This window comes from Mesorhizobium sp. WSM4828 (assembly GCF_055811175.1).
In genome coordinates, this window is the sequence record NZ_JBVVQK010000003.1 from 306,035 (window position 1) to 332,218 (window position 26,184).

30 protein-coding genes are annotated in these 26,184 nt (G+C 62.9%); 10 read left to right on the plus strand and 20 right to left on the minus strand.

All coding sequences use genetic code 11. The annotated features are described in order from the left end of the window. Positions 1-70 precede the first annotated feature (70 nt). Positions 71-835, plus strand: a complete 765-nt coding sequence (locus tag AC0L2X_RS06205; protein ID WP_023678035.1) for a TerC family protein — start codon at positions 71-73, stop codon at positions 833-835. A 225-nt stretch (positions 836-1,060) separates the two neighbouring features. Here AC0L2X_RS06205 and AC0L2X_RS06210 read toward each other — a convergent pair whose 3' ends face one another. From AC0L2X_RS06210 to AC0L2X_RS06225, 4 genes are read right to left on the minus strand one after another with little or no spacing between them, the layout of a single operon-like run. Next, entirely contained in the window at positions 1,061-1,531 is a 471-nt protein-coding gene (locus tag AC0L2X_RS06210) for an SRPBCC family protein (protein WP_473561919.1), read from the minus strand. A 32-nt stretch (positions 1,532-1,563) separates the two neighbouring features. Beyond that, complete coding sequence (locus tag AC0L2X_RS06215; RefSeq protein WP_473561917.1) at positions 1,564-1,926, minus strand: VOC family protein; 363 nt, start codon at positions 1,924-1,926, stop codon at positions 1,564-1,566. A gap of 55 nt (positions 1,927-1,981) precedes the next feature. Then, a complete protein-coding gene (locus AC0L2X_RS06220; protein WP_473561916.1) occupies positions 1,982-2,374 on the minus strand; it encodes a VOC family protein in 393 nt (130 codons plus the stop codon). Positions 2,375-2,402: 28 nt separating this feature from the next. After that, positions 2,403-2,885, minus strand: coding sequence for an SRPBCC domain-containing protein (locus AC0L2X_RS06225; protein WP_473561914.1), 483 nt, complete (start codon positions 2,883-2,885; stop codon positions 2,403-2,405). Between the two features lie 51 nt (positions 2,886-2,936). On the opposite strand from AC0L2X_RS06225, the gene AC0L2X_RS06230 reads away from it, so the two are divergent. The 3 genes from AC0L2X_RS06230 to AC0L2X_RS06240 all read left to right on the plus strand — a co-directional run bounded on the left by AC0L2X_RS06230 (position 2,937) and on the right by AC0L2X_RS06240 (position 4,550). Then, positions 2,937-3,260 carry an ArsR/SmtB family transcription factor gene (locus AC0L2X_RS06230; RefSeq protein ID WP_473561912.1) on the plus strand — a complete coding sequence of 108 codons (324 nt, stop codon included), beginning with the start codon at positions 2,937-2,939 and terminating at the stop codon, positions 3,258-3,260. Between the two features lie 235 nt (positions 3,261-3,495). Further along, on the plus strand, positions 3,496-4,245 hold the full coding sequence (locus tag AC0L2X_RS06235; RefSeq protein WP_473561910.1) for a YebC/PmpR family DNA-binding transcriptional regulator: 750 nt from the start codon (positions 3,496-3,498) through the stop codon (positions 4,243-4,245). Beyond that, entirely contained in the window at positions 4,242-4,550 is a 309-nt protein-coding gene (locus tag AC0L2X_RS06240) for an Rdx family protein (RefSeq protein ID WP_352703906.1), read from the plus strand. The genes AC0L2X_RS06235 and AC0L2X_RS06240 overlap by 4 nt, the downstream gene beginning before the upstream one ends. Before the next feature lie 25 nt (positions 4,551-4,575). On the opposite strand, the gene AC0L2X_RS06245 is transcribed toward AC0L2X_RS06240, so the two are convergent. Continuing rightward, on the minus strand, positions 4,576-5,055 hold the full coding sequence (locus tag AC0L2X_RS06245) for an anthrone oxygenase family protein (protein ID WP_473561908.1): 480 nt from the start codon (positions 5,053-5,055) through the stop codon (positions 4,576-4,578). Position 5,056: 1 nt separating this feature from the next. Beyond that, positions 5,057-5,890, minus strand: coding sequence for an NAD(P)H-binding protein (locus AC0L2X_RS06250; RefSeq protein ID WP_473599417.1), 834 nt, complete (start codon positions 5,888-5,890; stop codon positions 5,057-5,059). Positions 5,891-6,002: 112 nt separating this feature from the next. On the opposite strand from AC0L2X_RS06250, the gene AC0L2X_RS06255 reads away from it, so the two are divergent. Next, on the plus strand, positions 6,003-6,644 hold the full coding sequence (locus tag AC0L2X_RS06255) for a TetR/AcrR family transcriptional regulator (protein ID WP_473561905.1): 642 nt from the start codon (positions 6,003-6,005) through the stop codon (positions 6,642-6,644). Positions 6,645-6,711: 67 nt separating this feature from the next. Here the strand turns inward: AC0L2X_RS06255 and rpmE are convergent, their stop codons facing one another. Then, positions 6,712-6,933: a 50S ribosomal protein L31 gene (gene rpmE, locus AC0L2X_RS06260; protein WP_006327661.1), complete on the minus strand. Its 222-nt coding sequence runs from the start codon at positions 6,931-6,933 to the stop codon at positions 6,712-6,714. 204 nt (positions 6,934-7,137) lie between these two features. Here rpmE and AC0L2X_RS06265 point away from each other — a divergent pair, with 204 nt between their 5' ends. Beyond that, positions 7,138-8,940, plus strand: a complete 1,803-nt coding sequence (locus AC0L2X_RS06265) for an ABC transporter transmembrane domain-containing protein (RefSeq protein ID WP_473599418.1) — start codon at positions 7,138-7,140, stop codon at positions 8,938-8,940. Between the two features lie 26 nt (positions 8,941-8,966). Here the strand turns inward: AC0L2X_RS06265 and AC0L2X_RS06270 are convergent, their stop codons facing one another. The 9 genes from AC0L2X_RS06270 to AC0L2X_RS06310 all read right to left on the minus strand — a co-directional run bounded on the left by AC0L2X_RS06270 (position 8,967) and on the right by AC0L2X_RS06310 (position 18,989). After that, positions 8,967-10,994, minus strand: coding sequence for a DUF3857 domain-containing protein (locus AC0L2X_RS06270; RefSeq protein WP_473599419.1), 2,028 nt, complete (start codon positions 10,992-10,994; stop codon positions 8,967-8,969). A 206-nt stretch (positions 10,995-11,200) separates the two neighbouring features. Then, positions 11,201-12,685: a carboxypeptidase M32 gene (locus AC0L2X_RS06275; RefSeq protein ID WP_473599420.1), complete on the minus strand. Its 1,485-nt coding sequence runs from the start codon at positions 12,683-12,685 to the stop codon at positions 11,201-11,203. A gap of 211 nt (positions 12,686-12,896) precedes the next feature. Continuing rightward, entirely contained in the window at positions 12,897-13,295 is a 399-nt protein-coding gene (locus tag AC0L2X_RS06280; RefSeq protein ID WP_473599421.1) for a hypothetical protein, read from the minus strand. A 268-nt stretch (positions 13,296-13,563) separates the two neighbouring features. Then, entirely contained in the window at positions 13,564-14,595 is a 1,032-nt protein-coding gene (locus AC0L2X_RS06285) for a peptidoglycan -binding protein (protein WP_352465687.1), read from the minus strand. Between the two features lies 1 nt (position 14,596). Beyond that, positions 14,597-15,622, minus strand: a complete 1,026-nt coding sequence (locus tag AC0L2X_RS06290; RefSeq protein WP_352489246.1) for a MotA/TolQ/ExbB proton channel family protein — start codon at positions 15,620-15,622, stop codon at positions 14,597-14,599. A gap of 115 nt (positions 15,623-15,737) precedes the next feature. Next, the gene (gene trhA, locus AC0L2X_RS06295) at positions 15,738-16,445 is read right to left on the minus strand and encodes a PAQR family membrane homeostasis protein TrhA (protein WP_473599422.1); all 708 of its coding nucleotides are present in this window, start codon (positions 16,443-16,445) and stop codon (positions 15,738-15,740) included. 99 nt (positions 16,446-16,544) lie between these two features. Then, entirely contained in the window at positions 16,545-17,345 is an 801-nt protein-coding gene (locus tag AC0L2X_RS06300) for an inositol monophosphatase family protein (protein ID WP_352504937.1), read from the minus strand. Between the two features lie 81 nt (positions 17,346-17,426). Then, a complete protein-coding gene (gene efp / locus AC0L2X_RS06305; protein WP_292664037.1) occupies positions 17,427-17,993 on the minus strand; it encodes an elongation factor P in 567 nt (188 codons plus the stop codon). A gap of 138 nt (positions 17,994-18,131) precedes the next feature. Beyond that, positions 18,132-18,989: a LysR family transcriptional regulator gene (locus tag AC0L2X_RS06310; RefSeq protein WP_473599423.1), complete on the minus strand. Its 858-nt coding sequence runs from the start codon at positions 18,987-18,989 to the stop codon at positions 18,132-18,134. A 112-nt stretch (positions 18,990-19,101) separates the two neighbouring features. Between AC0L2X_RS06310 and AC0L2X_RS06315 the strand changes: the two genes are divergently transcribed. Then, complete coding sequence (locus AC0L2X_RS06315) at positions 19,102-20,118, plus strand: zinc-dependent alcohol dehydrogenase family protein (protein ID WP_473599424.1); 1,017 nt, start codon at positions 19,102-19,104, stop codon at positions 20,116-20,118. A gap of 43 nt (positions 20,119-20,161) precedes the next feature. On the opposite strand, the gene AC0L2X_RS06320 is transcribed toward AC0L2X_RS06315, so the two are convergent. The 3 genes from AC0L2X_RS06320 to AC0L2X_RS06330 form a co-directional block, all read right to left on the minus strand. Continuing rightward, on the minus strand, positions 20,162-21,193 hold the full coding sequence (locus AC0L2X_RS06320) for a tetratricopeptide repeat protein (RefSeq protein ID WP_473599425.1): 1,032 nt from the start codon (positions 21,191-21,193) through the stop codon (positions 20,162-20,164). Between the two features lies 1 nt (position 21,194). Then, complete coding sequence (locus AC0L2X_RS06325) at positions 21,195-21,842, minus strand: thiamine phosphate synthase (protein ID WP_473599426.1); 648 nt, start codon at positions 21,840-21,842, stop codon at positions 21,195-21,197. A gap of 177 nt (positions 21,843-22,019) precedes the next feature. Continuing rightward, the gene (locus AC0L2X_RS06330) at positions 22,020-22,904 is read right to left on the minus strand and encodes a DMT family transporter (RefSeq protein ID WP_473599427.1); all 885 of its coding nucleotides are present in this window, start codon (positions 22,902-22,904) and stop codon (positions 22,020-22,022) included. Positions 22,905-23,036: 132 nt separating this feature from the next. On the opposite strand from AC0L2X_RS06330, the gene AC0L2X_RS06335 reads away from it, so the two are divergent. Continuing rightward, positions 23,037-23,486: an Lrp/AsnC family transcriptional regulator gene (locus AC0L2X_RS06335; RefSeq protein WP_023678010.1), complete on the plus strand. Its 450-nt coding sequence runs from the start codon at positions 23,037-23,039 to the stop codon at positions 23,484-23,486. Positions 23,487-23,580: 94 nt separating this feature from the next. Next, positions 23,581-24,351, plus strand: a complete 771-nt coding sequence (locus AC0L2X_RS06340; protein ID WP_473561888.1) for a sulfite exporter TauE/SafE family protein — start codon at positions 23,581-23,583, stop codon at positions 24,349-24,351. A 40-nt stretch (positions 24,352-24,391) separates the two neighbouring features. On the opposite strand, the gene AC0L2X_RS06345 is transcribed toward AC0L2X_RS06340, so the two are convergent. Further along, positions 24,392-24,943, minus strand: coding sequence for a DUF2269 family protein (locus AC0L2X_RS06345; protein ID WP_473599428.1), 552 nt, complete (start codon positions 24,941-24,943; stop codon positions 24,392-24,394). A 582-nt stretch (positions 24,944-25,525) separates the two neighbouring features. On the opposite strand from AC0L2X_RS06345, the gene rcdA reads away from it, so the two are divergent. After that, positions 25,526-26,053 (plus strand): protease adaptor protein RcdA, encoded by a 528-nt coding sequence (gene rcdA, locus AC0L2X_RS06350; protein WP_473599429.1) that lies wholly within the window; start codon positions 25,526-25,528, stop codon positions 26,051-26,053. Positions 26,054-26,184 lie beyond the last annotated feature (131 nt).

Consider the following 26,184-nt stretch of genomic DNA (forward strand, 5'->3'; position numbering starts at 1 on the left):
CATTGATATGGACGCTTACAATACCCAATTGCCGGCGAAACTGCTCTAGATCGTAGAGGGGACGACCTCCATGCAGCTAGTCGAATTCCTGGCGCCGCATTTCGCCTTTGTCTCCGACCCGACGGCATGGGTCGCGCTGCTGACGCTGATCGTGCTGGAGGTCGTGCTCGGCATCGACAATCTGATCTTCATCTCGATTTTGACCAACAAATTGCCGGTAGCGCAGCGAGCCCGCGCCCGGCGGCTCGGCATCTCCGCCGCGCTGGTGATGCGGCTGATCCTGCTGGCCACCATCTCGATCATCGTCCAGCTGACGACGCCGATATTCACCGCCTTCGGCCACGGCTTTTCATGGCGCGACCTGATCCTAATCGCCGGCGGCCTGTTCCTCGTCTGGAAGGCGACCAAGGAGATCCACCACACGGTCGATCTCGATGATCACCAGGACACGATGATGGGCGAGACACTGCAGCTGTCGCTGGCCGGCGCCATTTTCCAGATATTGCTGCTCGACCTCGTCTTCTCGATCGACTCGATCATCACCGCGGTCGGCATGACCGACGAGATCGCGATCATGTACATCGCGGTGATCGTGGCGGTGAGCGTGATGATGCTGGCGGCCGGGCCGCTGGCCGATTTCATCGCCAGGAATCCCAGCATCGTCATGCTGGCCCTCGGCTTCCTGCTGATGATCGGCATGACGCTGATCGCCGACGGCATGGGTTACCACGTGCCGAAAGGCTACATCTACGCCGCCATGGGTTTTTCGGCACTGGTCGAAGGGCTCAACATGCTGGCGCGGCGGCGGAAGAAGGCAAAGGGCGGTGGGCACTGATGTTTACATCACCTCGTCATCCTAGGGCCGAGCGACGCGAAGCGGAGCGCAGACCCTAGGATCCATGCCGCTACCCATACCGAAGAATGCAGCGTTGCAGAATTGAGTAGCGGCTAACGGTTAGTCGTCGGACTTCTGGGTGTTTCATCCTGATGCGCGGCGATACGTCGGCGTCGCGGCATGGATCCTAGGGTCTACGCGCGTCGCTTCGCTCCTTGCTCCGCCCTAGGATGACGAGTGTAGGCCCTTCGGATGGCGGTCGCCGATCAGGTTGAGCGTCAGGCCTTGCTTCAGCCACGCCTTGGCGCCGGCGAGCACCAGCGCAAAACCGCCGGTCGAATCGATCGCCTGCTTGACCTGCTCATCGGGGCTGCCGGCAAAGCCGAAATTGCGGACCTCGACAAAGGTCGTGCCGCCCGGCATTTCGGCGAAAGTCCACACGACCGTGGTCGGCGGATCGCTCCATTGCATGACGATCTTCTTGTTTTCGACGATCTCACTGACATTGACCGTCGTCGAGACGCCATACATGCGCCATTCCCAACGGATTTCCTCGCCGCTGTCCAACCTGTCGCTGCCATGGGTGAACCAGAACTTCGTCGTGATCGCCGGATCGACGAAGGCTTCGAATACGTCTGCGACCGGCCGCCTTATCAGCATGCCGGCTTCGGCGGTCGGTGTTTCACGGATTTCCATAGCGTCCTCCTTTTCACGGCACTGCGGCCTGTTCACCAGGCATCGGGTTCGCGCACGAGGTGAATGATGTTGGCCGGATTGGTAATCCAGCCGCCGCGGAAGCCGTCACCGAGTGCCTCGATGGCGTCGCAGCGCACGACGCCGGCCTTGGCGAGATGCTCCGCAGCGGCCGGAAAATCATCGGTGAACAGCTCCAGCCAGATCTCCGCCTGGCTAAGCATCGGTGCTTCGTCGATCCACAGCCGATTGGGACCGAGTTCGAAGCCGACGGCCGGCGCCTTGGCCGTGAATGGCTTCAGGCCGACGACGTCGCGATAGAAGGCGATCGTCGCCTCGTATTGATGCGGCGGGACTTTCATGGCGATGTTGACGCCGCCGGTGATCTTCGGGGTCATTTGCTGGCTCCATTGCCGTGTTCAGGTTCGATTGGCCGGTTCGGTCCAGAACCCGCTATGCCAAATTGATTTGCCAGGAGACTCCGAACCTGTCGTTGAGCCATGCAAACCGGCGGCTGAAACCATAATTGTCCAGCGGCATCAGAAATTTGCCGTCCTTGGCCAGGGCCTCGACAATGCCGTTCAGCTCTGCCTCCGTGGAGCAATCCACATACAGCGAGACCGACGGCGTGAACGTGAAGGCATGGTGCACGGGGCTGTTGTAGACCATCACTTCCAGACCGCTTATGGACACGCGCGCCAGCTTGACCGTTCCTTCCGGGCCGTCTTCGCCGGAGCCGTAACGTGTGACGTCAAGGACGCTGCTGTCGGGGATCGTCTCGCAATAGAAGGTCATTGCCTCTTCGGCCTTGCCCTCGAATATCAGAAATGGCGTCACTTGCTTCATCGCAGGCCTCCGTCATCTTGGTGGCTTTTCAGATGTTGTTCTCGTTGGCCGGCTCGCCCTTCATCTCGCTGCGGTAATAGCCGTCGCGCAGATTGATGCCGTATTCGACATAGGCCTTCATGCAGGCCAGCATCTGCGACCAGCCCTCGCAATTGAGGTAGGACTTCTTCAGGCCGACCGCGTCCTCGTGCCAGCCGGTTTCGGCGATGGTGACGAAGGTGCCGCCATCGTCGAGCGGTTCGAAATTCATCTCGATGCGGGTCTTGTAGGCTGGCTTGCCGTCGGCGTCGGTGGCATCCCAGCGCAGCACGATGCGGCTGTCTTTCTTCACCTCGTCAACCTCGACCGGGACCTTGCCCCACCAGACGACGCCGGCGCCCGCCACCAGCGGTGCGCTGGCGCCGCCGATGGTGGTGAAATAGCCGCTGAGCTTCTTCGGATTGACGACAGCATCGAAGACTTCGGCGACCGGTTTGCCGATGCGGCCCGAAACCCTGAATCCAAGAGACATATCCACAGCTCCTTTCTTGAACGGGTTAACGATATGTTATAGAAATATAACATGTCAAGCCAATCGCGAGACGACAATGTTTTCAAGGCGCTGGCGCATCCGCGCCGGCGTGCGTTGCTGGACCGGCTGAAGGATGCGCCGCAGACCACCGGCATGTTGTGCGATGCCTTCCCAGATATGGACCGCTGCACGGTCATGTTGCACCTGAAGGTGCTGGAGGAGGCCGACCTGGTGGTGGCACGGCGCGAGGGGCGCGAGCGCTGGAACCATCTCAACGCGCTGCCGATCAAGCACATCCACGATCGCTGGATCAGCCAATATGCCACGCACGCGGTCAGCATCCTCGACCGGCTGAAATCCGATCTTGAGGGATGAAAGGTTGCCGAAGCCTGCCGATTTTCGGGTCTTGAAACCCTTGCGTGCCGGCAGCAATGGCGCGGCTGGACGAATTGAGCCGATTTATCTATAAGCCGGCCATTCCGACAGAGAACGCCGTCCGTCCGTCAGGACGCAGCAGGACGTTCTGAAATTTTGAATTCGAGCATTTTGCAAGATGCCGGGTGGCTCACCAGGCGGCAGATGCTCTAGCCGAGAAGACGACAGGGGTGCCATGGCTGGCCATTCACAGTTCAAGAACATCATGCACCGCAAGGGCCGCCAGGATGCGGTGCGGTCGAAAATGTTTTCCAAGCTGGCGCGCGAAATCACCGTCGCCGCCAAGAGCGGCACGCCCGATCCATCGATGAATCCGCGCCTGCGCCTTGCGGTGCAGAACGCCAAGGCGGTGTCGATGCCGAAGGACAATATCCAGCGCGCCATCAACAAGGCGTCGATGGGCGATGCCGAGACCTACGAAGCCGTTCGCTACGAGGGTTACGGGCCGGGCGGCGTCGCGCTGATCGTCGAGGCGCTGACCGACAACCGCAACCGCTCGGCGTCGAATGTGCGCGCCGCCTTTACCAAGGCCGGCGGGGCGATGGGCGAGACCGGCTCGGTTTCGTTTATGTGGGACCGCGTCGGCGAGATCTACTATCCGGCATCGGCCGGCAGCGCCGAGAAGGTGATGGACGCAGCGATCGAGGCTGGCGCCGACGACGTCCAGTCGGACGAGGAAGGCCACACGATCTACTGCGCCTTCGAGAATCTCGGCGAAGTGTCGAAGGCGCTGGAAGGCGCGCTCGACGAGGCTGAATCGGTGAAGCCGATCTGGAAGCCGCAGACCAATATCGCGGTCGACGAGGAGCGGGCACAATCGCTGATGAAGCTGGTCGCGACGCTCGAGGACGACGACGACGTGCAGAGCGTCTACGCCAACTTCGAGGTCGACGAGGAGACCTTGGCGAAGCTCAGCGCGGCATGAGCGAACAGGCGCCCACCGTCCGCATCACCTATTGCACCCAGTGCCTGTGGCTGCTCAGGGCCGGCTGGATGGCGCAGGAGCTGTTGTCCACCTTCGGCACCGATCTCGGCGAAGTGACGCTGGTGCCCGGCACCGGCGGCATCTTCACCATTTCCTGCAATGACACGCTGGTCTGGGACCGCAAGCGTGACGGCGGTTTTCCCGACGCCGCAAAGCTCAAGCAGCTGGTTCGCGACGTCATCGATCCGGATCGCGATCTCGGCCATGCCGACCGCAAGGGCCATAAGCCAAAAGACCCTGCCTGAGGCCTTTTACACTTCCGTCCTGCATTCACCGCCATGCGAAGATGAAGCAGCCCAGCGCCACGATAGCGGTGATGGTGCGGACATGGTTCCACATCACCCAGTCCCTGAGATAGGTGGCCCATACCGCGGCGCCGTTGGCGCTTGCCGGATCCACGGCCGCCAGGGCGTTGTTGAGCGGCACGTTGAACATCATCGTCACGATCGGGTTGCCGATGAGGTAGATCAGGGCGCCGGCGAGGAGCCAGAATGCACCCGGTTGGCTCCAGCCGATAAGAGCGCCGGCGGCAAGGACAAGACAGACCAGCCCGGTGCCGAAAAGCGCGGTCATGAAAGCCGGCGTGATCACGGTGATGTTGATCGAATTCATGGCCGCGATGCCGCCTCCGGCAGGCAAGCGGGCGAGCGCCGGCATGACAAAGTTGGAGAAGGCGAAGAAAACGCCGCCGACAACGCCTGAGCCAATGGCAGCGACGAAGGTGAGGGTGGGAAGCAGTTTCATGATCATGTCAGTTCCTCCAGATGCCCGTGGCGGCGGTTTCGGTTGCGTAGGCGGAAAAGTCTTTTGGGGCGCGGCCGAGCACGCGCTGGACGCCGTCGGTCAGCGACTCGTTGCGGCCGTCGAGCACTTCGGTGAACAGCTCGTTAAGCAGCCAGGCGAACTCGGCCGGCAATCCGTGCTCGGCTATGGCGACGGTGAACTCGGCATGTGAAATCTGCTTGAAGGGAATGTCGCGGCTGGCGGCCCTGCCGATCTCGGCGACCGCGTCGGCGAAGCTCAGCAGCCGCGGCCCGGTCAGTTCATAGAGCTCTCCGACATGGCCTGGCTCGGTCAGCGCGACGAAGGCGGCTTCGGCGATGTCGTCGGCATCGACGAACGGCTCGCCGACATTGCTGACCGGCAAGGCCACCTCGCCTTCCAGCAAGGACTCGACGAGAAAACCTTCGCTGAAATTCTGCGAGAACCAGGCGCAGCGCAGGATCGTCCAGTCAGCGCCCGAGGTTTTCAGCATCTCTTCGGCGCGCTGGGCTTCGGTCTCGCCTCGGCCTGACAGCAGCACCAGCCGGGTGACACCGTTGGCCAAGGCGAGCCGGGCGAAGGCGTCGACGACTTCGGCGGCGCCCGGCACGGCAATGTCGGGGTAGTAGCTGATGTAGACGGCACTCACTCCTTGCAAGGCCGGGCCCCAGGTCGCCGGAATTTCCCAGTCGAAGCTTGGGCTGCCGGAGCGCGAACCGATCCGCACCGGCGTGCCATGCGCGGTCAGCCGCTCGGCAAGGCGGCGGCCGGTTTTTCCGGTGCCGCCGAGTATCAGAATTGGTTTCGATGTCGTGTCAGTCATTTCGGTTTCCTCCGTTTTCCAAATGTGAGTAATCCTCACATTTGCAAAACGTGATAAACCCTCGTATTTTGCGAGTCAAGCCAATTTGTTGATTGTTCGTCTGGAGACAGTGATGGAAGGCTCTGCCGTATCGGATTCACAGGACGGCCAGATCGCATCGCCGCGCCGGGCGCCGAGCCAGCAGCGCAGCCGCGAGCGGGTCGAGCGCATGTTGGCCGCCGCCTCGGCGCTGATCGCCGAGCAAGGTAGCGATGCGATGCGCATGGGCGGGGTTGCAGAGAGGGCCGGCGTGTCGATCGGCTCCCTCTACCAGTTCTTTCCGGACAAGAGGGCGATCATCTGGGCGCTGGCCGAACGCTACACCGCCGAAAGCCAGGCCTGCATTGCGGCAGCACTGGCCGAGGTCAATGACGCCGAAGGCCTGCGCCGGGCATTTTCGGAACTGGTGGATATCTACTACGGAATGTTCCTGGCGGAGCCGGTGATGCGCGATATCTGGTCGGGCACGCAGGCCGACAAGGCGTTGCGCGAACTTGAGCTCGCCGACAGCCGGGCCAATGCCGAATTCCTCACTGCCGTGCTGAAGCGGTTGCGGCCGTCCGCCGATCCGGAAGCACTGGAAACGACGGCATTTCTCATCTGGCAGATGGGCGAGGCCGCAATGCGGCTGGCGATCTCGGTCGGGCGGCAGGAAGGCGACCGGCTGGTTGCGGCGTACAAGCGGATGGCGCTCAGGGAGTTGCTCGACCAGTAGGGCCGCACCTAGGCAACAAAAAACCCGCCACGAGGGGCGGGTTTTCGATGTACGAAAGGCCTGCGGCTTAAAGGCCGAAACCTTCGAAGCGCTTCTTGAACTTCGACAGGCGGCCACCGCGGTCGAGCAGGGTCTGCTGGCCGCCGGTCCAGGCCGGGTGGGTGGTCGGGTCGATATCGAGGTTCATCGTATCGCCTTCCTTGCCCCACGTCGAACGGGTCATGTATTCGGTGCCGTCGGTCATGACGACCTTGATGGTGTGGTAGTCGGGATGGATGTCGGTCTTCATGGGTCTGTTCCTGGCTTGCCGGGTGCTGCCGACGGGCTGAAGCCTGCGTCGATGCGCCCCTTTTTAAAACTCGAAGCCGCAGCTATTGAGGAGCCACGGCTTCTAAAACGGTCGGCGAGCCTATACATCAGCCGGAATTGAATCACAAGGCCGCGGCGAGCGCATATTGATGGCGCAAACCTCAAAGGGCCAAAGGAAACGGTCATGGCGAACATCAGCGGCGATGCAGACGAGCGCAGGCGCTCGCTGAGGCCGCTGCAGCGCCTGTTTCCCTACATCACCCATTACCGCAAAATGGTCATCGGCGCGATCATCTCGCTAGCCGTCGCTGCGGCGACGACACTGGCGCTGCCGCTGGCCGTGCGGCGTATGATCGATCACGGCTTTTCCGCTTCCGATTCCAGCTTCATTGCCGAATATTTCGCCATGCTGGTGGTGATGGCCGCCGTGCTGGCGGCGGCGTCGGCCAGCCGCTACTATTTCGTCATCACGCTCGGCGAGCGCGTCGTTGCCGATATCCGCCGCGATGTCTTTGCTCACGTCACCACGCTGTCGCCCTCGTTCTTCGATACGGCCCAGTCGGGCGAGATCGTCTCGCGGCTCGCCGCCGACACGACACAGGTCAAATCCGCCGTCGGCGCTACCGCCTCGGTGGCGCTGCGCAACGTCATCCTCGGCCTTGGCGCCGTGGCGATGATGGTCGTCACCAGCCCAAAACTGTCCGGCCTGGTCATCGCGGCCATTCCGCTAATCGTGTTGCCGCTGGTCGCCTTCGGCCGCTCGGTGCGGCGCAAGTCACGGCTGGCGCAGGATACACTGGCCAATGCCACCGCCTATGCCAGCGAGCAGATCGGCGCGGTGCGCACCCTGCAGGCCTTCACCAACGAGAAGCTTGTAACCAGGTATTTTTCATCCGCCGTGGAGGCAGCGTTCGAAGCGGCGCGGGCCTCGATCTTTGCCCGCTCCTTTCTCACCTTCTTCGCCATCTTCATGATCTTTTCCTCGGTGGTGGCGGTGCTGTGGTTCGGTTCGCGCGACGTGCTCGACGGCACGCTGTCGCCAGGCACGCTTGGCCAATTCCTGCTCTATTCGGTGTTCGCCGCCGGCGCGCTCGGCGCCTTGTCGGAGGTCTGGGGTGAACTGTCCCAGGCAGCGGGCGCTGCCGAACGGCTGACCGAGATCCTGGCCGAGAAACCCGCGATCCAGGCGCCCGCCGATCCGAAGCCGCTGCCGGCAAAGGCGAGAGGCGCGATCAGCTTCGACGATGTTTCCTTCTCCTATCCGGCCCGGCCCGACCGCGCCGCCGTCCATGGCCTGAGCTTTCAGGTCAAACCCGGTGAGACGCTGGCGATCGTCGGGCCATCCGGCGCCGGCAAGAGTACGGTGTTTTCGCTGCTTCTGCGCTTCTACGATCCGGAGGCCGGCAGGATCGTCATCGACGGGGTCGATCTGCGCGAGGCCGATCCGGCCGCGATCCGCGCGCGCATCGCCATCGTGCCGCAGGACGTCACCATCTTTGCGGCGAGCGCGCGTGACAATATCGGCTTTGGCCGGCCTGGCGCCAGCCAGGCCGAGATCGAGGCGGCGGCGAAGGACGCGCTTGCCGACGAGTTCATCCTGAAACTCGAAAAGGGCTATGACAGCCAGGTCGGCGAGCGCGGGGTGACGCTGTCGGGCGGCCAGCGCCAGCGCGTGGCGATCGCCCGCGCCATTTTGCGCGATGCGCCCATCCTGCTGCTCGACGAGGCGACCTCGGCGCTCGATGCCGAAAGCGAGACGCTGGTGCAGACGGCGCTGGACCGGCTGATGCAGGGCCGCACCACGATCGTCATAGCCCATCGGCTGGCAACCGTGCTGAAGGCCGATCGCATCCTGGTCATGGATGGTGGCCGCATCGTCGAGGAAGGCACGCATCAGAGCCTGGTCGCCAAGGGCGGCATCTATGCGCGGCTGGCCAAGCTGCAGTTCGATACCGGGGCGAATGCTTTCAGGGGCGCGGCCGAGTAGCGTCCGCCCGCGGCCGCCGGGATTCTTCAGCTACCGAAAGCTCGGCGTTTGCCGCGTCGATAGGCGATGAACAGGGGAACGCCGACAAGCAACGACAACAAAAGCATGCTGGCGACCGTCTGTCGCTGCTCCTTTGCCGGATCGCTGAGCTGCACATCGGCAGGCGGCTCTTCATAGGTAAAATCGTACTGCCAGCGAATTTGGTCTGCGACCTCATCGACGGTTTTCAGATAATCGGCAATCGCCTTCGCCGGCACTTCAGTTGCCAGCGTCTGAAAGTTCCATTCAACTTGAAATTCGGTGGGCGTGTTGGACCAGGACGCCTTGAGAGACAGATAGGGCGTCACGACGTTTTTCATCGACTCGCCGGAAAATCTCGCCTTGAGGTTGCGCACGGTCACCTTGTGGCGGCGGTAGAACTGGGGGCCGAGGGAGACGGGCCCGGTCCGGTCGACGATTGTCGGGGTTGGAAAAGAGCTGTTGCCGAGATCGGCCGCGCGGATCGGGAAATTTTTTGCCAGATCGTTGGCCGCCAGCGCCTCCGCCGGCAAGCGATAACTTTCCTTCACGCTCACTATGTTGCCATCGCGGCGATCCACGATTTCCGGCTTGGCGATGGTTTGGATGCCCGGATATTGCTTGTTGTAGTATTTCAGGTAGGCGTCCGACACCTCGCTCAGCGACCGGCTGGCGAAATTGCCGCGCATCCAATCGGCATCGGCGTCCTCATATGTCGAGAAGACGGTCAGCACGAGGGGATCGCCCGGTTTCGGCGGAAAGTCGAATTCCTCGGCGATCTGGATCGATGGGCTGGTAAGCACAGGCACCGGCATCTTCTCCAACCCGCCGGTGCTGGAAAGCGGCAGCGCGAAGCCGTAGTCCGGCTGTGCGAGATTGTGCGCCCTGCCGCCCTGAAGATAGTTCGTGGCGTCCAGCCAATATGTCTTTGCTCCGATCCTTGCCTTGACGATGGCATGGTCGAAATCGCGAAGCGCCGGCAGATGCTGGTCCAGGGCCCTTCCCTCATCGAGATCGGCCAAGGCGACCTCGGCAGCAATGCCAAGCCGCACAAGCGACGAAACCAGCAGCAGGGCCTTGTCCTTGCAGTCACCAAACCCGCTCAGGATGACCGTCGCGGGATCACGCGGAACGTAGGAACCGGCACCCATCGACAGGCTTACATAGCGGATCTGGTCCTGCACCAACCGCATTGCCTCGACCATCCGGTCTTCGGGCACCGGATGCCGCAGAGCGATGTCGTCGAGCTTTGCGGCAAAAGCCGAGGGAAAAACGGTCGCTGGCTTGTAATAGGGCGCAACAGCATCGACCACACTTTGCCAATTCGCGGTAGACGCGACATCGATGGAGCCCCAGCCTGGATAGGTCACGGGCAGGTTATCCTCGACATTGACCGGTTTCGGGTTTGGAATTTCCCATAGATAGGTGGTGTCCGGTCCAGTCGGGGAGATTGAGGGCTTAAGACGGGTTCCCCTTGTCTTGATCTCGAGCGGCTGGGCCGAAGGCCAGATGATGCTTGTGCGGATAAGCGCTACCGGCTCTTCCCATTCGGTGGAGAAATTCTTGAAGAAAAGATCCTTGCCGACCAGCGGCGTTACTTCGTAGGTCGACCCGTAATCGACGATGTCGCCGGCGCGCACGTCATCGATGTTGACATGTGCTGTCAGCCAGCCGTCGAAGACGCCTTTCTCGGCGTCTCTTTCCCTGCGGAAGATGTCGAATTGGACGCCTTCCAGCCGGTCCAGAACGCCACCATCGCGGATGATGTGAAGATGGTTGAGCGTGACCTTGTGCCGGGACGGATCGAACTGCAGATCGATACTCGCGCCACGATCCAGGCCGGGACGGTCGACGATCTTATAGACGGTGCGCGAGTACTCGACGTAGCCGCCGGCACGATGCTTGATCTGGTCGTCCGAGAGCAGCCATGAAACGCCATTCTTGATTTGATCCGATCGGGTGGGGTCGGCAGGCGGAATATCAAGCTGCTTTACCCAGCTTTCTGCCGGACCCTTGAGAACCATGTCGTCGGACATGGCCGGAGAACTCAGGCCGATCAATAAGATGAAAAATACCAAGCGGGGCCAGAAAGACTTCATCCTATGAAAACTGTAACAGACAGACATCTACGCTCGCCCAACTTGCAAGAACTCCTTTTTCAGAGGCTTTCCCACCAAAGTAAAGGCCAGTTTCGCGGATTTCTGCAGTCACCGCGGCAAGAACCGGGAATAGATGAAGCGGCTCAGTTCCCGTACCGCTTCTTCAGATGGTCGGTGAAATGCACGGCATTGAGCTTTTCGCCGGTGGCGCGTTCGAGCAATTCCGGCGTCGACCAGCGCGAGCCTTGCGACCAGATCCGTTTGCGGCGCCAGTCGTTGATCGCGGCGAAATCTCCCTTGGCGAGGTCTTCGTCGGCTGAAGGATGATCTCTGGTCAGCGCCGCCCATTGCTGCGCCGCCATCATGGCGCCCAGCGTGTAGGAGGGGAAATAGCCGAAGGCGGCACCCGGCCAGTGGACGTCCTGCATCGGACCATCCGCCGGATTGTCTGATGTCGACAGGCCGAGATAATCGCGCATCTTGGCATCCCAGGCTTCAGGCAGGTCGGCTGCCTCCAACCGCCCCGAGACAAGCTCCTGCTCCAGCTCGTAGCGCAGGATGACGTGCAGCGGATAGGTGACCTCGTCGGCATCGACGCGGATGAGGCCGCGCTCGACCCGGTGCACATGCGGCAGGATGTCGTCGATCGTCCAGCTCTCGCCAAGGTGCCTTTCGACCACTGGCAGAGCCCAGCGCCAGAATTCTGGATTGCGGCCGATCTGCTTTTCGACGAACAGGCTCTGGCTTTCATGCACCGCCATGCCGCGCGCTTTGCCGAGCGGCCAGTGCGCCCACGCCTTCGGCAGGTTCTGCTCGTACAGCGCATGGCCGGTCTCGTGCAGCACGCCCATCAGCGCCGACAGGAAATCCGAGGTCTTGTAGCGGGTGGTGATGCGCACGTCGCTCGGCACGCCGCCGCAGAACGGATGGTGAGAAACCGACAACGAGCCGTGGGTGAGGTCGAAACCGACCGCCGCCATCATGGCGAGGCCGAGTTCGCGCTGCTTGTCCACGGGATAGCTGCCGGAAAGCGGCTTCAGCGGATGTTTCGCCAGCCGCTCTTCCTGCACAGCCAGTGCCTCCGGTACGAAGTCTTTCAGGAAGGCCTTCAACTCGGCAAACACCGGCGTGATGTCGGCGGTGCGATTGCCCGGGTCATATTGCTCCATCAGCGCGTCGTAAGGCTCGAGCCCGAGCGCCTCGGCACGAAGTGCCGCCTCCTCGCGGACCAGCGCCACGACGCCTTCGAGCGCCGGCAGGAAGCCGGCCCAGTCGTTCTTGGCGCGCAGGTCGCGCCAGAGCTGCTCGGAGCGCATGCGCGCGGTCGTCTGGCGCTCGACGAACTCGACCGGCAGGCAGGTCAGGTTGGTGTATTGCCGGCGGAATTCCCTGACCGCGGCCTGCTGCTCTTCGTTCAGCGTCTCCTGCTCGGCCGCCGCGATCCAGTCGGCAATCTCCGGCGCAGTCGCCCGGGCATGGTGCATGCCGGCAAGCGCCGACATTGCCTCCGCGCGCTTCTCGCCGCCGCCGACCGCCATATGGGTCGCCTCGTCGGCGCCGAGGATGGCGAGGGCGTGCTCCAGCGCTTCGAGCTTGTGGCCGAGGTCGTCGAGTTTTTGAAAGGACATTGTGGGTTCCGCTGATTTGACGGCGGGAAAAGATACCAATGCAAAACTGTTGGCAACCCCGAAAGCCGTCCGCGACCGATCCGGTGCCGGCGGTGCCGGCGGTGCTGGCGCTGATTGCGCTGGCGTTGGGCTAGCGCATGATCCCTGAACCGAGCTGGAAAAGGATCATGCGCAAAATCAATTGCCACAGTGCCGGGGACCGCGGCCGATTTCAGCCGCCTGGATAGATTGGGCCGTAGCCGTTGGGATAGTATCCGCCATCGGCGCCGTTGCCGATCAGGAAGGCACTGCCGGTAGCCGCGCGCAGCTTTTGGCTGACATCGTCGAACTGCGCTACCAACTGCTGATATTGCGTGCTCGGCATCGTTCCGTCGCGCGCAGCCCTCTGGGCGGCCCGATCGAGCTGAGCGAGTTGCGTGCGCAAGTCGCGCGCCTCGCCCGGCTCGAGCTTGTTCGCCCGGATGGCGCCCTGGATACCCGTCTCCACGCTCTTGATCTGATTGATCAAGGCCGTCTCACGCGGGCCGGCGTAAGCGCCGGCAAACGGAACGGCGAGGAGAACTGTGGCGAGCGTAGCAGTCCTGAGATTCCTGGGAGCGAAGAAGCGCATGGTTGCGTCTCCTTTACTGGGGAAGGCGATGGTTGGGTGGTCCTGCCTTCCGGCCGCGGGCCGTCAGGTCCCGTCGCGTCGCGATGTGGGAGGCATCGCCGGCGGTTCCCGGCCCCCTTGCCAAAAAGCTAGTGACGCGTCGCGGCAAATTGTAATCAAAAAAAGGTAATTTCTTCGGGCCTTGCCGGCGCCGCGCCGGTGTCCTAGATGGCCCCGCCGCTTCGGCCGGCCCCGATCCGAAGCATGGCGCAATTCGAATGGTTGCGGATCACCGCTCGGTCAGCTTCAGCTCGATGCGGCGGTTCTTGTTGCGCGCCTCTTCGGTATCGGCGGGGTCGAGCGGCTGGAATTCGCCGAAGCCGGCCGCGACCAGCCGGTTGGCCGGCACGCCGTTCTCGATCAGGAACTTGACCACCGATGTCGAGCGCGCCGTCGACAATTCCCAATTGTCGCGGTAGCGGCCGGTGCCGGAGAGCGGCTTGTTGTCGGTGTGGCCGTCGACGCGCAGCACCCAGTTGATCTCCGGCGGGATCTCCTTTTGCAATTCGATGATGGCATCGGCGAGCTTCTTCATCTCGACCTTGCCGGCATCGTTGATCACTTCGGAGCCGGTCGGGAAAAGCACTTCCGACTGGAAGACGAAGCGGTCGCCGACGATGCGGATGTTCTCGCGGTCGGCGAGAATTTCACGCAAGCGGCCGAAGAAATCGGAGCGGTAGCGGTTCAGCTCCTGCACGCGTTGCGCGAGTGCGACGTTGAGGCGGCGGCCGAGATCGGCTATCTTGGTGTTGGATTCGCGGTCGCGCGTTTCGGACACGTCGAGCGCTTGTTCGAGCGCTGCGATCTGCTTGCGCAGCGCCGAAATCTGCTGGTTGAGGATCTCGACCTGGCTTAGCGCCTGCTGGCTGATCTGGCGCTGGCTGTCGAGCTCGCCGGAAAGTGCCGTTGCGCGCTGGTTGGCGGCGTCGCCGGCACCGGCGCCTTGCGCCAGCAATTGCTCGAGCCGGCTCTTTTCCGCCTCCGATGCGGACAGCGATGCCTGCAAATTGGCAAGGGTGTCCTCCTTGTCCTGCGTCGTCGAGCGCTCCAGCGCCAGAAGCTGGGTCAACTCGTTGATCTGCGAATTGAGGCGGTTGAGCACCGTGTCCTTGCCGGAGATCTCGCGGCCGAGCAGGAACTGCGCCAGCACGAAAACCGTGAGCAGGAACATGATCGCCAGCAGCAGCGTCGACAGCGCATCGACGAAGCCCGGCCAGTAATCGATGCGGCGGTCGGAGCGCCGGCCTCGTGCCAACGCCACGTCAATGCACTCCAGGCTTCTTCAAGGCGTCGGCGATCTTCTCCAGCGTATTGCGCATCGCCTTCTGCTCGTCGGACTGGGCCTCGACCCAGTCGCGCATGATCTGCTGTTCCGAGCGCATGTTCTTGACCAGGCCGGAAATGCCGTCGGCGAGATTGGCCATGGCGGTGGCGACGCGCGGATTGGAGCTGCCGCCATTCTCCTGCAGCGTGCGCAGCTTTTCCGACAACAGCCGGATTTCCTCGGAGGGTTCGGTCTTGACTGCGTCGGCAACGACGATGTCGGATGACAGGTCGGTGACCGAGGACAGCCAGTTCTCGAGTTCGGTATAGAAGCGCGTCTGGGCGCGGCCGGCCTGCAGGTCGAGGAAGCCGAGCACCAGCGAGCCGGAGAGGCCGAACAGCGAGGACGAGAAGGCGGTGCCCATGCCGGCCAACGGAGCGGAAAGCCCCTGCTTCAGGGATTCGAGCACGGCGGCGGCATCGCCGGTGCCGGGATCGAGCGACTCGATGGTTTCGCGGATCGAGCCGATCGTGTTGAGCAGGCCCCAGAAGGTGCCGAGCAGGCCGAGGAACACCAGCAGTCCGACAAGGTAGCGCGACGTGTCGCGGCTTTCGTCGAGGCGGGTGGCGATCGAATCCAGCATGGTGCGCATCGAACTGGTCGAGAAGGCAATCGTCGACGAGCGGCCGATCATCGCCTTCATCGGCGCCAGCAGCACCGGTTCGGTGGTTTCGGAACCGGCGCGGAACGAGTTGACCCAGCGCACCTCGCGGAACAGCCGGCCGACCTGGACGAAGGCCAGCAGAATGCCGACCGCCAGCACGCCGATGATCAGGCCGTTGAGGCCGGGATTGGTGACGAAGGCGGTCGAGATCTGGCGGGTCAGGATGGCAGCGATAAAGGCCACGATGAAGAGAAAGATCACCATGGTCAGCAGGAACACCTGCGGGCTCGACAATTTGTGCGGATCGTAGATCAGAACGTCGGAGCGCCTGCCCATGCCGAAGGATCTGAGAAGAGTCATCCGTGCCCCGTTTCCGATGCCGTCGCCGCCGATCAATTTGTGTTTGCGACTCTAAACGGAATTGTGACGAAATTGAATGGCGCTTGGCAATATTGCCACTGTCCGCAACCAGAGGTCAAAGCCGGTTGATGACCAGGCAGTCGACCATGGCGGCCAGATGCAGGCCGGCGCCGGTGACGACAAAGCCATGCCACAGCGCATTGTGGAAGCGCAGGCCCTTCCAGGCGAAGAAGATCACGCCACAGGAGTAGACGATGCCGCCGGCAACGATGAGCGCGATCGATGTAGCCGGCAGCGTCCGCACGAGCGGCTCCACCAGAACGATGCCGCTCCAGCCGATGGCCAGGTAGAAGACGATCGCCAGCCGGTCGAAACGGCCGGGAAGAAAGACCTTGATGGCGATGCCGACCGCCGCGGCGATCCAGACCAGGACGATCATCGAAACGGCCAGCGGCGAGCCGCCGAGCTGGGCCAGGAAAGGCGTGTAGGTCGCAGCGATCAGCAGATAGATCGCGGCATGGTCGAAGCGCCGCAATATCCATTTTGCCGGCGACGACGCCGGCCAGAGATTATAGGCCAGCGAAACCGACAGCACGGTGAGCAGCGAGACTACATAGAAGGCGGCGGCGACATATTCGCCGGGGCCGGTTCGATAGGCGGCCAGTGCCAGCAGCGTCGAGCCGGCAGCGATCGCCAGCACGATGCCCACGGCGTGGACGATGCCGTCGGCGATGATCTCGGCGCGCGAGTAGTGCCAGCGCCCCATGAAGGGAATGTCGAGCTGCGAGAATTCGCTCTGGGATTGGGGCCGGCTGTTCGTCATCGATGATCCTGCGTCGCCTTATCTGGGCGGCCGCGGGACAGTATTTCAAGCTTTGGTTGCGGTTTTGCGACTGCGGCGCTTCAGCGCGGCGTGCCTCTATCAGCTGGCTGAGAGTGGCCTTTTTATAGTTTTCAACAGCGCGCGCTGGATGAGTTCGTTGCCGGCAACCAGTGAACCGGCGTTCAGCACATCCTGTCCCCCGGCGAAATCGGAGACGAAGCCGCCCGCCTCGCGGATCAGCAAAATGCCGGCGGCGACATCCCAGGCCGACAGGCCGGTTTCCCAGAACCCGTCCATGCGGCCGGCGGCGACGTAGGCGAGATCGAGCGAGGCGGAGCCGAGACGGCGGACGCCGGAGACCTCGGCCATGACATTGCGGAGCTCGATGAGGAAATTGCCGTGCTGGCCACGCCCGAGATGCGGCATGCCGCAGCCGATCACCGCATCGACCAGCTTGGTACGGCCGGCGACGCGCAGCCGGCGGTCGTTCATGAAAGCGCCGCCGCCGCGCTCGGCGGTATAGAGCTCATCCATCGCCGGATTGTAGACGACGCCGGCGACGATCTGGCCCTGGCGCTCCAGCGCGATCGAAACGGCAAAGAGCGGAATGCCGTGCAGGAAATTGGTGGTGCCGTCGAGCGGGTCGACGATCCAGCGGTGCTGGCCGTCGTCGCCCTCGATCACGCCGCGTTCCTCCATCAGGAAGGCATAGCCGGGCCGCGCCTTCGACAGTTCGGCAAAGACGATGTCTTCGGCCTTGCGGTCGGCCTGGCTGACATAGTCGCCCGGCCCCTTCATCGAGACCTGCAGGTTCTGCACTTCGCCGAAGTCACGCGACAGCGAGCGGCCGGCCTTCATTGCGGCTTGGACCATGACATTGAGGATCGCGGAACGCGCCATTGTTGTTCTTCCTGTCGCTGCGCCTATTTGCCTTGACGCATGTTCTTATCCAAAAAGTCTGCCACTCTTTGGGATAACGCCTTAGTCGGCGCGGCGCACGTAAGTGATTTCGTTGGTATCGACGATGATGCGCTCGCCCGAGCCGATGAACGGCGGCACCAGCACGCGAATGCCGTTTTCGAGTATCGCCGGCTTGTAGGACGAGGCTGCCGTCTGGCCCTTCACCACCGGGTCGGCCTCGGTGATGGTCAGCGTCACCTGGTCGGGCAGCGAAATGCCGATCGGCCTTTCGTCATAGAGCTGGACCGTCACCATCATGCCGTCCTGCAGGAAGGCGGCGCGATCGCCGACGAACTCCTTTTGCAATTCGAGCTGCTCGTAGCTTTCGGTGTCCATGAACACCAGCGCGTCGCCCTGCTCGTAGAGGAAGGAAAAATCCTTCAGATCGAGCCGGATCTGCTCGACCGTCTCGGCCGAACGGAAGCGCTCGTTGAGCTTGGTGCCGTTGATCAGGTTCTTGAGTTCGACCTGGTTGTAGGCGCCGCCCTTGCCGGGCTTGACGGTGTTGGTCCTGACCGCCACCCAAAGGCCGCCGTCATGCTCGATGACATTGCCGGGACGGATTTCGTTGCCATTGATCTTGGCCATGGTGAGATGATCCGGAAATGAGATGATCGCCGCAAAGGGCGATTTGGCGCCTCCAAGACCACAAATCGCCAGCAGAGGCAAGGAGCGCCTTCCGATGAAGCGGCAACGAAGCTGGCTCGGCAGCGCGGCGCGGCAGCCTCAGTCCGCCCTGACAGTCGCGGTGACGGCCTCGGTCACTGCGTCGGCGACCTCTGTCAAAAGATGCAGGTGCGGCGAACGCAGCACGACAATTCGCAGCGACAGCTCGAGGCCGGGAGCGTCGACTAGGGCAATGCCCTCCGGCAGCTTTTCCCGCAGCAGCCGCCTGGGCTGCAGGCCAAGGCCTTGGCCTCGACGAACCCAGTCGATCTGCAGCGCGCTGTCCTGAATCTCGGCCCCGACCATCAATCTGTTCCCGCCCTCGGCCAGGGCAGCGGCCAGCCGCCGGCGCGCGTCGCAAGGCTCAGGGCTGAGGACCCAGGGCATGGTCCTGACGTCGGCTTGCCGGCCGGTGTTTTCGGCAGCGATGATGCCGAGGGGCTCGGTTCCGACAACGCCGTCGCCAGCTTTGGAATTGCTGCCGTCCAGGATGAAGGCGAGGTCGAGCTGTCCGCGCTTGTGCTGGTCGGCCAACTCAAGGCTCCAGCCGCTCTTCAGGCGCAGCGAGACCTTCGGAAACCGCGCCACGGCATCAGCAATGGCTGCGGCAACGGCTTTGTCGCAAAGCCCGTGCGCGAGGCCGAGCCGCAGCAGGCCCTCCGGCTCGTCGCCCTTGGCAAATGATCTCAGCGCGTCGACCGCGGCGAGAATGTCCTTGCCGCGTGCCAGCACCTCTAAGCCGGCCGGGGTCAGTCGCGACGGCTTTAGCCGGCGGTCGAGCAATTCCGTGCCGAGCATCTCCTCCAGCCGCTGGATCTGGCGGGTGACGGCCGGCTGCGTCAACGGCAGGCGTTGCGCCACCTTCTGAATCGAACCCTCCTCGGCAAAGAGGGCCAGTGTTTTCAGTTCTTCAAGCACGACGCACCCGAACATGTCATAGAAGCATAATTATCCTGAACATTATGAATTTGAATTCCGATGGATGGCAAGCGATTTTCCTCTGGCAGGACCCAGCCGGAAAGGAACGACGATGAAAGCGATCGAATTGCAGAGCCCGGGCGGCCTCGAGAACCTCAGAATGGTCGAGCGGCCGATGCCCGAGCCAGGGCGCCAGGAGATGATTGTGAAGGTAAAGGCGACGGCGCTGAACTACCGCGATGCCGAGATCGTCCGCGGCAGCTATCACACGAAGTTTGCATTGCCGCTGGTGCCGCTGTCGGACGGCGTCGGCGAAGTCGTTGCCATCGGCGCCGAGGTCAGCCGGTTCAAGATCGGCGACCGGGTCTGCGGCACGTTCTGGCAACGCTGGGTCGGCGGCAGTTTCGCGATGGCCGAGCCCTCCTATCAACGCGGCGGCCCGATCGACGGGCTGCTCAGCGAATTTGCCCGGCTTGACGAACAGGCTGCGGTGCTGGCGCCGGTCAATCTGAGCGACCTCGAGGCGGCGACGCTGCCATGCGCTGGCGTGACGGCATGGCATGCGCTGTTTACGGAGGGCAGCGTCAAACCCGGCGACACCGTGCTTTGCCTCGGCACCGGCGGCGTTTCGCTGTTTGCGGTGCAGTTCGCCGCCGCTGCCGGGGCGCGCGTCGTCGTGACGTCGAGCAGCGACGAGAAGCTTGCACGGGCAAAGCAACTTGGCGCGCAGGATGGCGTGAATTATCGCAGCGTCCCCGACTGGGCATCGGCCGTGCTGGGATTGACCGATGGCCGCGGCGCCGACCATGTCATCGAGGTTGGCGGACCGCAGAGTTTCGCACAATCGCTGAGGGCAGCGGTGCGCGGCGCCCAGATCAACGCCATCGGCTATCTCGGCGGCAGTGACGGCGCCATCAACCCGCTCGAGATCTTCCGCCGGCAGGTCCGGGCGCGAGGCATACCGGTGGGCTCACGCGAATCCTTCGAGGCGATGAATCGCGCCATTGTCGTCAACCGGTTGAGACCGGTGATCGACCGGGTCGTGCCGTGGAGCCAGGCCGCCGAAGCCTTTCGGTACCTTGAACACGGCTCGCCCTTCGGCAAGGTCGTGCTCGATCATACGCAATGAGCCCGCCTGACGAGCCTGGGTGCGATGAGTCGCGAGATCGCGGTCAGGGCAGGCGGTTAGCCCGTTGCAGCGCCTGCTGCGTCTGCTCGTCGGTCAGGCCCTGCAGGAAATCGTCCATCTCCTGGTCGATGAGCCCGGCGCGGCGGGCGACAACATACCAGGCGCCGGCGAGGATCAGATCCGGGTCGGTGCCGATGCCGTTCATGTAGAGCTTGGCGAGACGGTTCTGGGCGGCGACATTGCCGCCTTCTGCGGCCTGCTTCATCCAGTTGAAGCCGGATTTCAGGTCGCGGGCGCCGCCGCGCCCCTCGATCATCCAGGTGGCGAGATCGATCTGTGCGGTGTCATAGTTCTGCCGCGCGGCCTGTGCCAGCAGGCCGCGGGCGCGGACATCATCGTGCGGCTTGCCGCCGGCGCCATTGGCGTAGACCTGTGCCATCGCATATTGTGCGTCGGCAAGCCCGGTCGCGGCAGCGCGCTCGTAATAGGATACGGCTTTGGCAATACCGGCATCGCCGGGCTCCTGTTCAACCATCAGCTGCGCAAAATTGAACTGCGCCAGGCGGTTGCCGGCCTCGGCTGCGGCCTGCATCAGCGCATAGGCCTCCTTCTCGTCCTTTTTGACGTAGCGGCCGTCGAGCAGCATCAGCGCATACTGGAATTGCGATTCCGGGACGCCCTGCTCGGCGGCAAGCGCGTACCACTTCGCCGCCCCTGCCGCGTCGACCGGCACGCCGAGGCCGCGCGACAGTATCTCGGCCACCAGCGTCTGTGCCGCCGGATCGCCGTTTTGAGCACGGGAAAGCGCGAGGTTGTAGGCCGTCTTGTAGAGGCCGCGCTGAAAGGCACCGTAGGCGGCGTCGGACGGTTTTGCGCCGAAGCGGTCGGGGTTGATGGTATCGGCCGACGGCAGCGGGGCGGTGGTGGCGGGCTGCGGTAGTTGTGCGGCGATCGGCTTGTCGGCAGGTTCGCTGGAATCCGGCCTGGGCTGCGGCAGCGGAACGGGTTCCGCCGCTATCGCCTGGGTCACGGCCGTTGCGAGAAAGGCGCTGAAAAGGATTGTCCGCGAGAGCACGTCAGTCCTCGAAGCGCGGCGCGGTTTCGTCGAGCAGCGCGTTGGCGGCGGCGACCGCCATCTTCGGATCGACGCCGTCGGCGAAGACGGCGCTGGACAGCGCCACGAATTCGGCGCCGGTGGCGGCGACCGCTTCTACCGAGGCAAGATCGGATCCGGCCATGACGATGCAAGAGATCTGGATAACGTCCGCCCACCATTGCCCGAGCGACAGGTTGCGGGGGTGCGGTTCAGGCTTGTTGTCGTAGCCGAAGCGGCCGAAGAAAATGTAATCGGGCCTGACCTCGCCGAGTTCCAGCGCATCGTCGCGGGTCTTGGCGCCGCCGGTGCCGACCATCATCCTGGCCTGGAAATGTTCGATCGTTTCGGCGAGTTCGTCCTTGCCGACCTCGACATGGATGCCGTCGGCCTGAACGCGGCCGGCGATGCGGGTGTCGCCGGCAATGATGACGGCAATGCCGGCCGCTTGCGCCACCGGCACGATCTGTTCGGCAAAGGCCTGGAAAGAGGCCTCGTCCATACCGTTTTCCGGCAGGATAAGCGAGGCGACGTCACCGCCGTCGAAGGCCGCGGCGATGCGCTCGGCAGGCACGTTCGGCGGCGCGATCAGCACGATACGGCAGCGGTTGGGCGGCGTTGCGTCATTCATTGATGTTCGATCCCGGTTATCGCCTATGCCGGGCGAAGATGGTTGCATTGCGGCATAGAGCAAAGTGCGGGGATTGAACAGGCGGCAGGCGGATCACGATTGCCGTCAACGATTCCATGGGGCTCGGCGCGTGATCGCCGTTGGCCGAAATTCTCCTCGCCTGGTCGCTTGCGGCCCCTACGCAGGCACCTTCGATTTCCACAGCGACCAGCCGAGATTCATGCCGGCGGCGGCGACCAGGATGGCGGCGGCGCCGACGATCTGCGCCGGATGCAGCCGATGGCCGAAAGCGATGACATCGACGAGGATGGCGACGACGGGGTAGATGAAGGATAGCGATCCCTGCAGATGCGTCGGCAGCTTCTGGATGGCGCCGTACATGAGGATGTACATCAGGCCGGTATGGACGATGCCGAGTGTCGCCAGCATGACCCAGCTCCGCGCATCGACGGGAAGTTGGGTGAGATTGGCGAAGGGTGCCAGCATGACGACGCCGACGCAGACCTGGATCAGGGCGATCAGGTGCGGCGGCGTGCCTTTGAGTTTCTTGGTGACGATAGCCGCAACGGCCCAGAAGAAAGCCGCCGCCAGCGCCATCGCAATTCCCGTAAAGTAGTCCGTACCATGATCGCCTGCATCGGGCGCGGCCTGCACGATCAGCAGCATGCCGGCGAAGGCGATGCCGAGCCAGGTCAGCTTGGTCACCGTCAGGCGTTCGGAGAAGAAGAGCGCGCCAAAACCCACCAGCATGAAAGGCTGCGTGTTGTAGACAGCCGTGGCGATCGAGATCGATGCGCGAGAAAACGCGCTGAACAGCAGCAGCCAGTTGATGACGATGGCAGCCCCGCCGAGAGCCGCGATCGCGACGATGCGAAGCGACAGCCTGCCGCGCAACAGCCCAAGGGCCGCGCAGATGATCAGCAGCGTTACCGCCCCGAAAGCACAGCGCCAGAACACCACGTCCATGATGGGTTGGCCGGAAAGGACGACGAACCAGCCGATCGTGCCGAGGATCGCCATCGCCGCCGTCATTTCGATCGTGCCACGTACCGTGTTGTCCATGGATGCTCCTGAAACCCGTTGAGATTTTATAATCCCACGGCGAATCGGGCCTTTCCATGACTTGTAGCTGGTGATATGCAGAATGAACCTAATTTAATTAGGTAAACATCGGCTTTTTCTTGGAATTGTAAAATGCTGGACGAGCTCGACAGAAAGCTTCTCGATATCCTGGTCAAGGATTCACGGACTTCGCTAAAGGAACTGGCGCTGCAGGTCGGGTTGTCGTCGCCAAGCGTTTCGGAGCGGCTTCGGCGGCTTGAGGATCGCGGCGTTATTCGTGCGTTCACCATCGACATCGATCCGCAGGCGCTCGGCTACGCCTTGCAGGCGATCGTTCGCATCCGGCCATTGCCGGGCAAGCTGCACATCGTCCAGAAGCTGATCGAGGAAATCCCCGAATTCGGCGAATGCGACAAAGTGACGGGCGATGACTGCTTCGTTGCGCGGCTGTTCGTCCGCTCGATCGGCGAGCTCGACGGGATTCTCGACCGCATCGCCGACAAGGCCGAAACCAGCACCGCCATCATCAAGGCGCAGCCGATCCGGAGACGCCCGCCGCCGCTCGACATGCCAAACATGTGACGGGTTTCGGTGGCGTGGCCCACATATTTGCGGTCGCGGTCCGATCATTTCTGGTCTATTCCAGAGATCACTTCCCTCCAGCCTCCCTTCCCTTATGTCAGGCCTGCTCGTCGATCCCTGGTTCTATGCCGCGGCCATTCCGGCCGTCATCCTCGTCGGCCTGTCGAAGGGCGGCTTCGGCGGCGCCGTCGGCTTTGTCGGCGTGCCATTGATGGCGCTGACCATGCCGCCGGTTCAGGCTGCCGCAATCCTTCTGCCAATTCTGTGCCTGATGGACATTGTCTCGGTGTGGACATGGTGGGGCATCTTCGACCGCAAGATGCTGGCCGACATGATGCCGGGCGCCGTGATCGGCATCGCCCTTGGCTGGCTGACGGCGGCACTTGTAACCGAAGAGATGGTGCGGCTGATCGTCGGCGCGGTTGCCTTGATCTTCGTGCTGCGCTGGCTCTATTTGCAATTCCGTCACGGTGCCGGCCACGCAGCGGAGCCCAACCGCGTCGCCGCCGGCTTCTGGGGTACCGTTGCCGGGTTCACCAGCTTCGTCGCCCATGTCGGCGGTCCGCCTTTTCAGGTCTATGCGCTGCCGATCAGGCTCGATCCGAAGGTGCTGTCGGGCACCGCGGCGATTTTTTTCGCGGTCACCAATGCGCTGAAGCTCATCCCTTATTTCGCGCTCGGTCAGTTCGATACCACCAATTTGACCGCGTCTGCGGTGCTGATGCCGCTGGCGCCGCTGTCGACAATCGCCGGCGCCTGGCTGGTGCGGCGGATGCGGCCGGAGCTGTTCTACCCCTTCACCTATGCGACCGTAGCGGTCGTCGCGGTCAAGCTTCTGTGGGACGGCATCGCCGGCCTCCTGTAAGACGGCGGCCCCTGTCGGCCGCCGCCGGATTCCTTAAACCTCAGGCGGCACTCGGCAGCAGCGGCCGCGTCCTGCCAAGCGCGAGCGCCGCGCCGGTTGCCAGCACGAACGCCATGCAGCCCAGAATGGTGATGTCGTGCAGCGTCGGCTTCAGCACCATGTCTGCGATGATCACCAGCATCACCGAATAGTCGAAGCGCGCGGCGCTGAGGACGCGCTGGCCCTGGGCAAGCACGGCCGGCGTCACGCCATCCTTGGCGATCATGCCTGCCATGCGGTCGGCAGTCGGCTTGAAGATGAACATGCCGATGCAGAAGGTCGTCGCATAACCGGCAAGGCCGATCAGCACCCACAGATCGGAAAAGCCGACCCAGAAGCCGCACATGATGAAGCCGAAAAGCAATGTCAGCATCGACATCGGCGCGAAGAACCGGTTGCCGAGCTCCCCGGTGGCGCGCATCGCCTGCAGCATGCCGTCGACGTTTCCAGCGCGGTCGGCTCGTACCGCAAGCAGCATCAGCGTGAAGCCGCCGCCGACCCAGAGAATCGCCGAGACGATGTGCAGAAATTTAACGGCCGAGTACCAGTCCATTGTTCGCTCCTTGAGAGATTTTCATGATTGCCGGAGCGCAAGGTTTGCTCCGCCTCGTTGCGAGGAGCGGGGCCTTTAGCGTGGCGCCTGTTTCGGAACGATGTCGCGCGGCGAGCGGATCTGTTTCGGTATGTCGGTCACGATCTGGAGGAAACCATGGCGCAGGGGCGTCGCCCCCACTGTCCAGCCGGTGGTGTGAACGGCGTTCTCGGCGGCCAGCTGTGCTGTTACGGCACAGATGCTGGGCGCTTGATCGAAAAATATGCCCCGCGTTAAGGCTTCGTTAAGCTTTACAGGCGTTTACTATGTCCATCCAGTGATCTGGATTCTTACCGAGTGGTTGGAGCCACTTTGTTTGACGCCTCCCTGTTAAACTCCTGAGAGCCGCCTTATCCGCGGCTCTTTTTTTGTTCGCCGGCATGGACGTCCTTCCGGCTAAATGCGGCCGTTAACCGTTTGTTAAACATGTGCTTGCCTTCGCTGGCAGCGAAGCGCATTTTCAAGCTTCAGTCGTTTAGGCTGCCGGATATGGCGGCCAAGAGCCGAATCGGCCGGCTGTCAGGCAAGTGCAGGGGCGTAGCGATGAACGAGCCTTCGAAGGCGAGCGCGAAAACCATCAAGCTGGCGGAGCGCCGGGTTTTCTCCCAATCCTTCAAGCCGCTCTATCAGGAAGGCATGGGCCTGGTCGAGCAGGCGGCCGAATATCTCGATGGCAAGGGCCGCGCCGAGGCCAAGAAGCTGTCGAGGCCGGCGGCGACGCTTTATGCGGCCGAATCGATGCGGCTGACCACCAGGCTGATGCAGGTCGCCTCGTGGCTGCTTTTGCAGCGCGCGGCGAATTCCGGCGAGATGACCCGCGATCAAGTGGCCTCAGAAAAATCCAAGGTGCGCCTCGACACTGCTTCCGCGCATGAGGAGGCGCCCGGCTGGGCCGAGCTGCCGCAGGATTTCATCGACCTCGTCAACCGCTCGTTGCGCCTGCAGGCGCTGGTGCGCCGCATGGACGAGGAGATCTATGGCGGCCTTGCCGAGGTGCCGCCGTCGAGCCGTCGCCTCAATCCGGTCTCCGACCAGATCACGCTGCTCAACACGGCTTTCGCCCGCGGCTGAGAGACCGTTTGGAAACTCTACTCCAGCGGCCATCTGGCGGCGTTTTCTCCGCTTCCGGTGCTCATATGTGGACGGCCCCCTGCTTGCAAGCATTGGTTCGGATAGTTTGATCGGATCGCTTGCGCTCATAT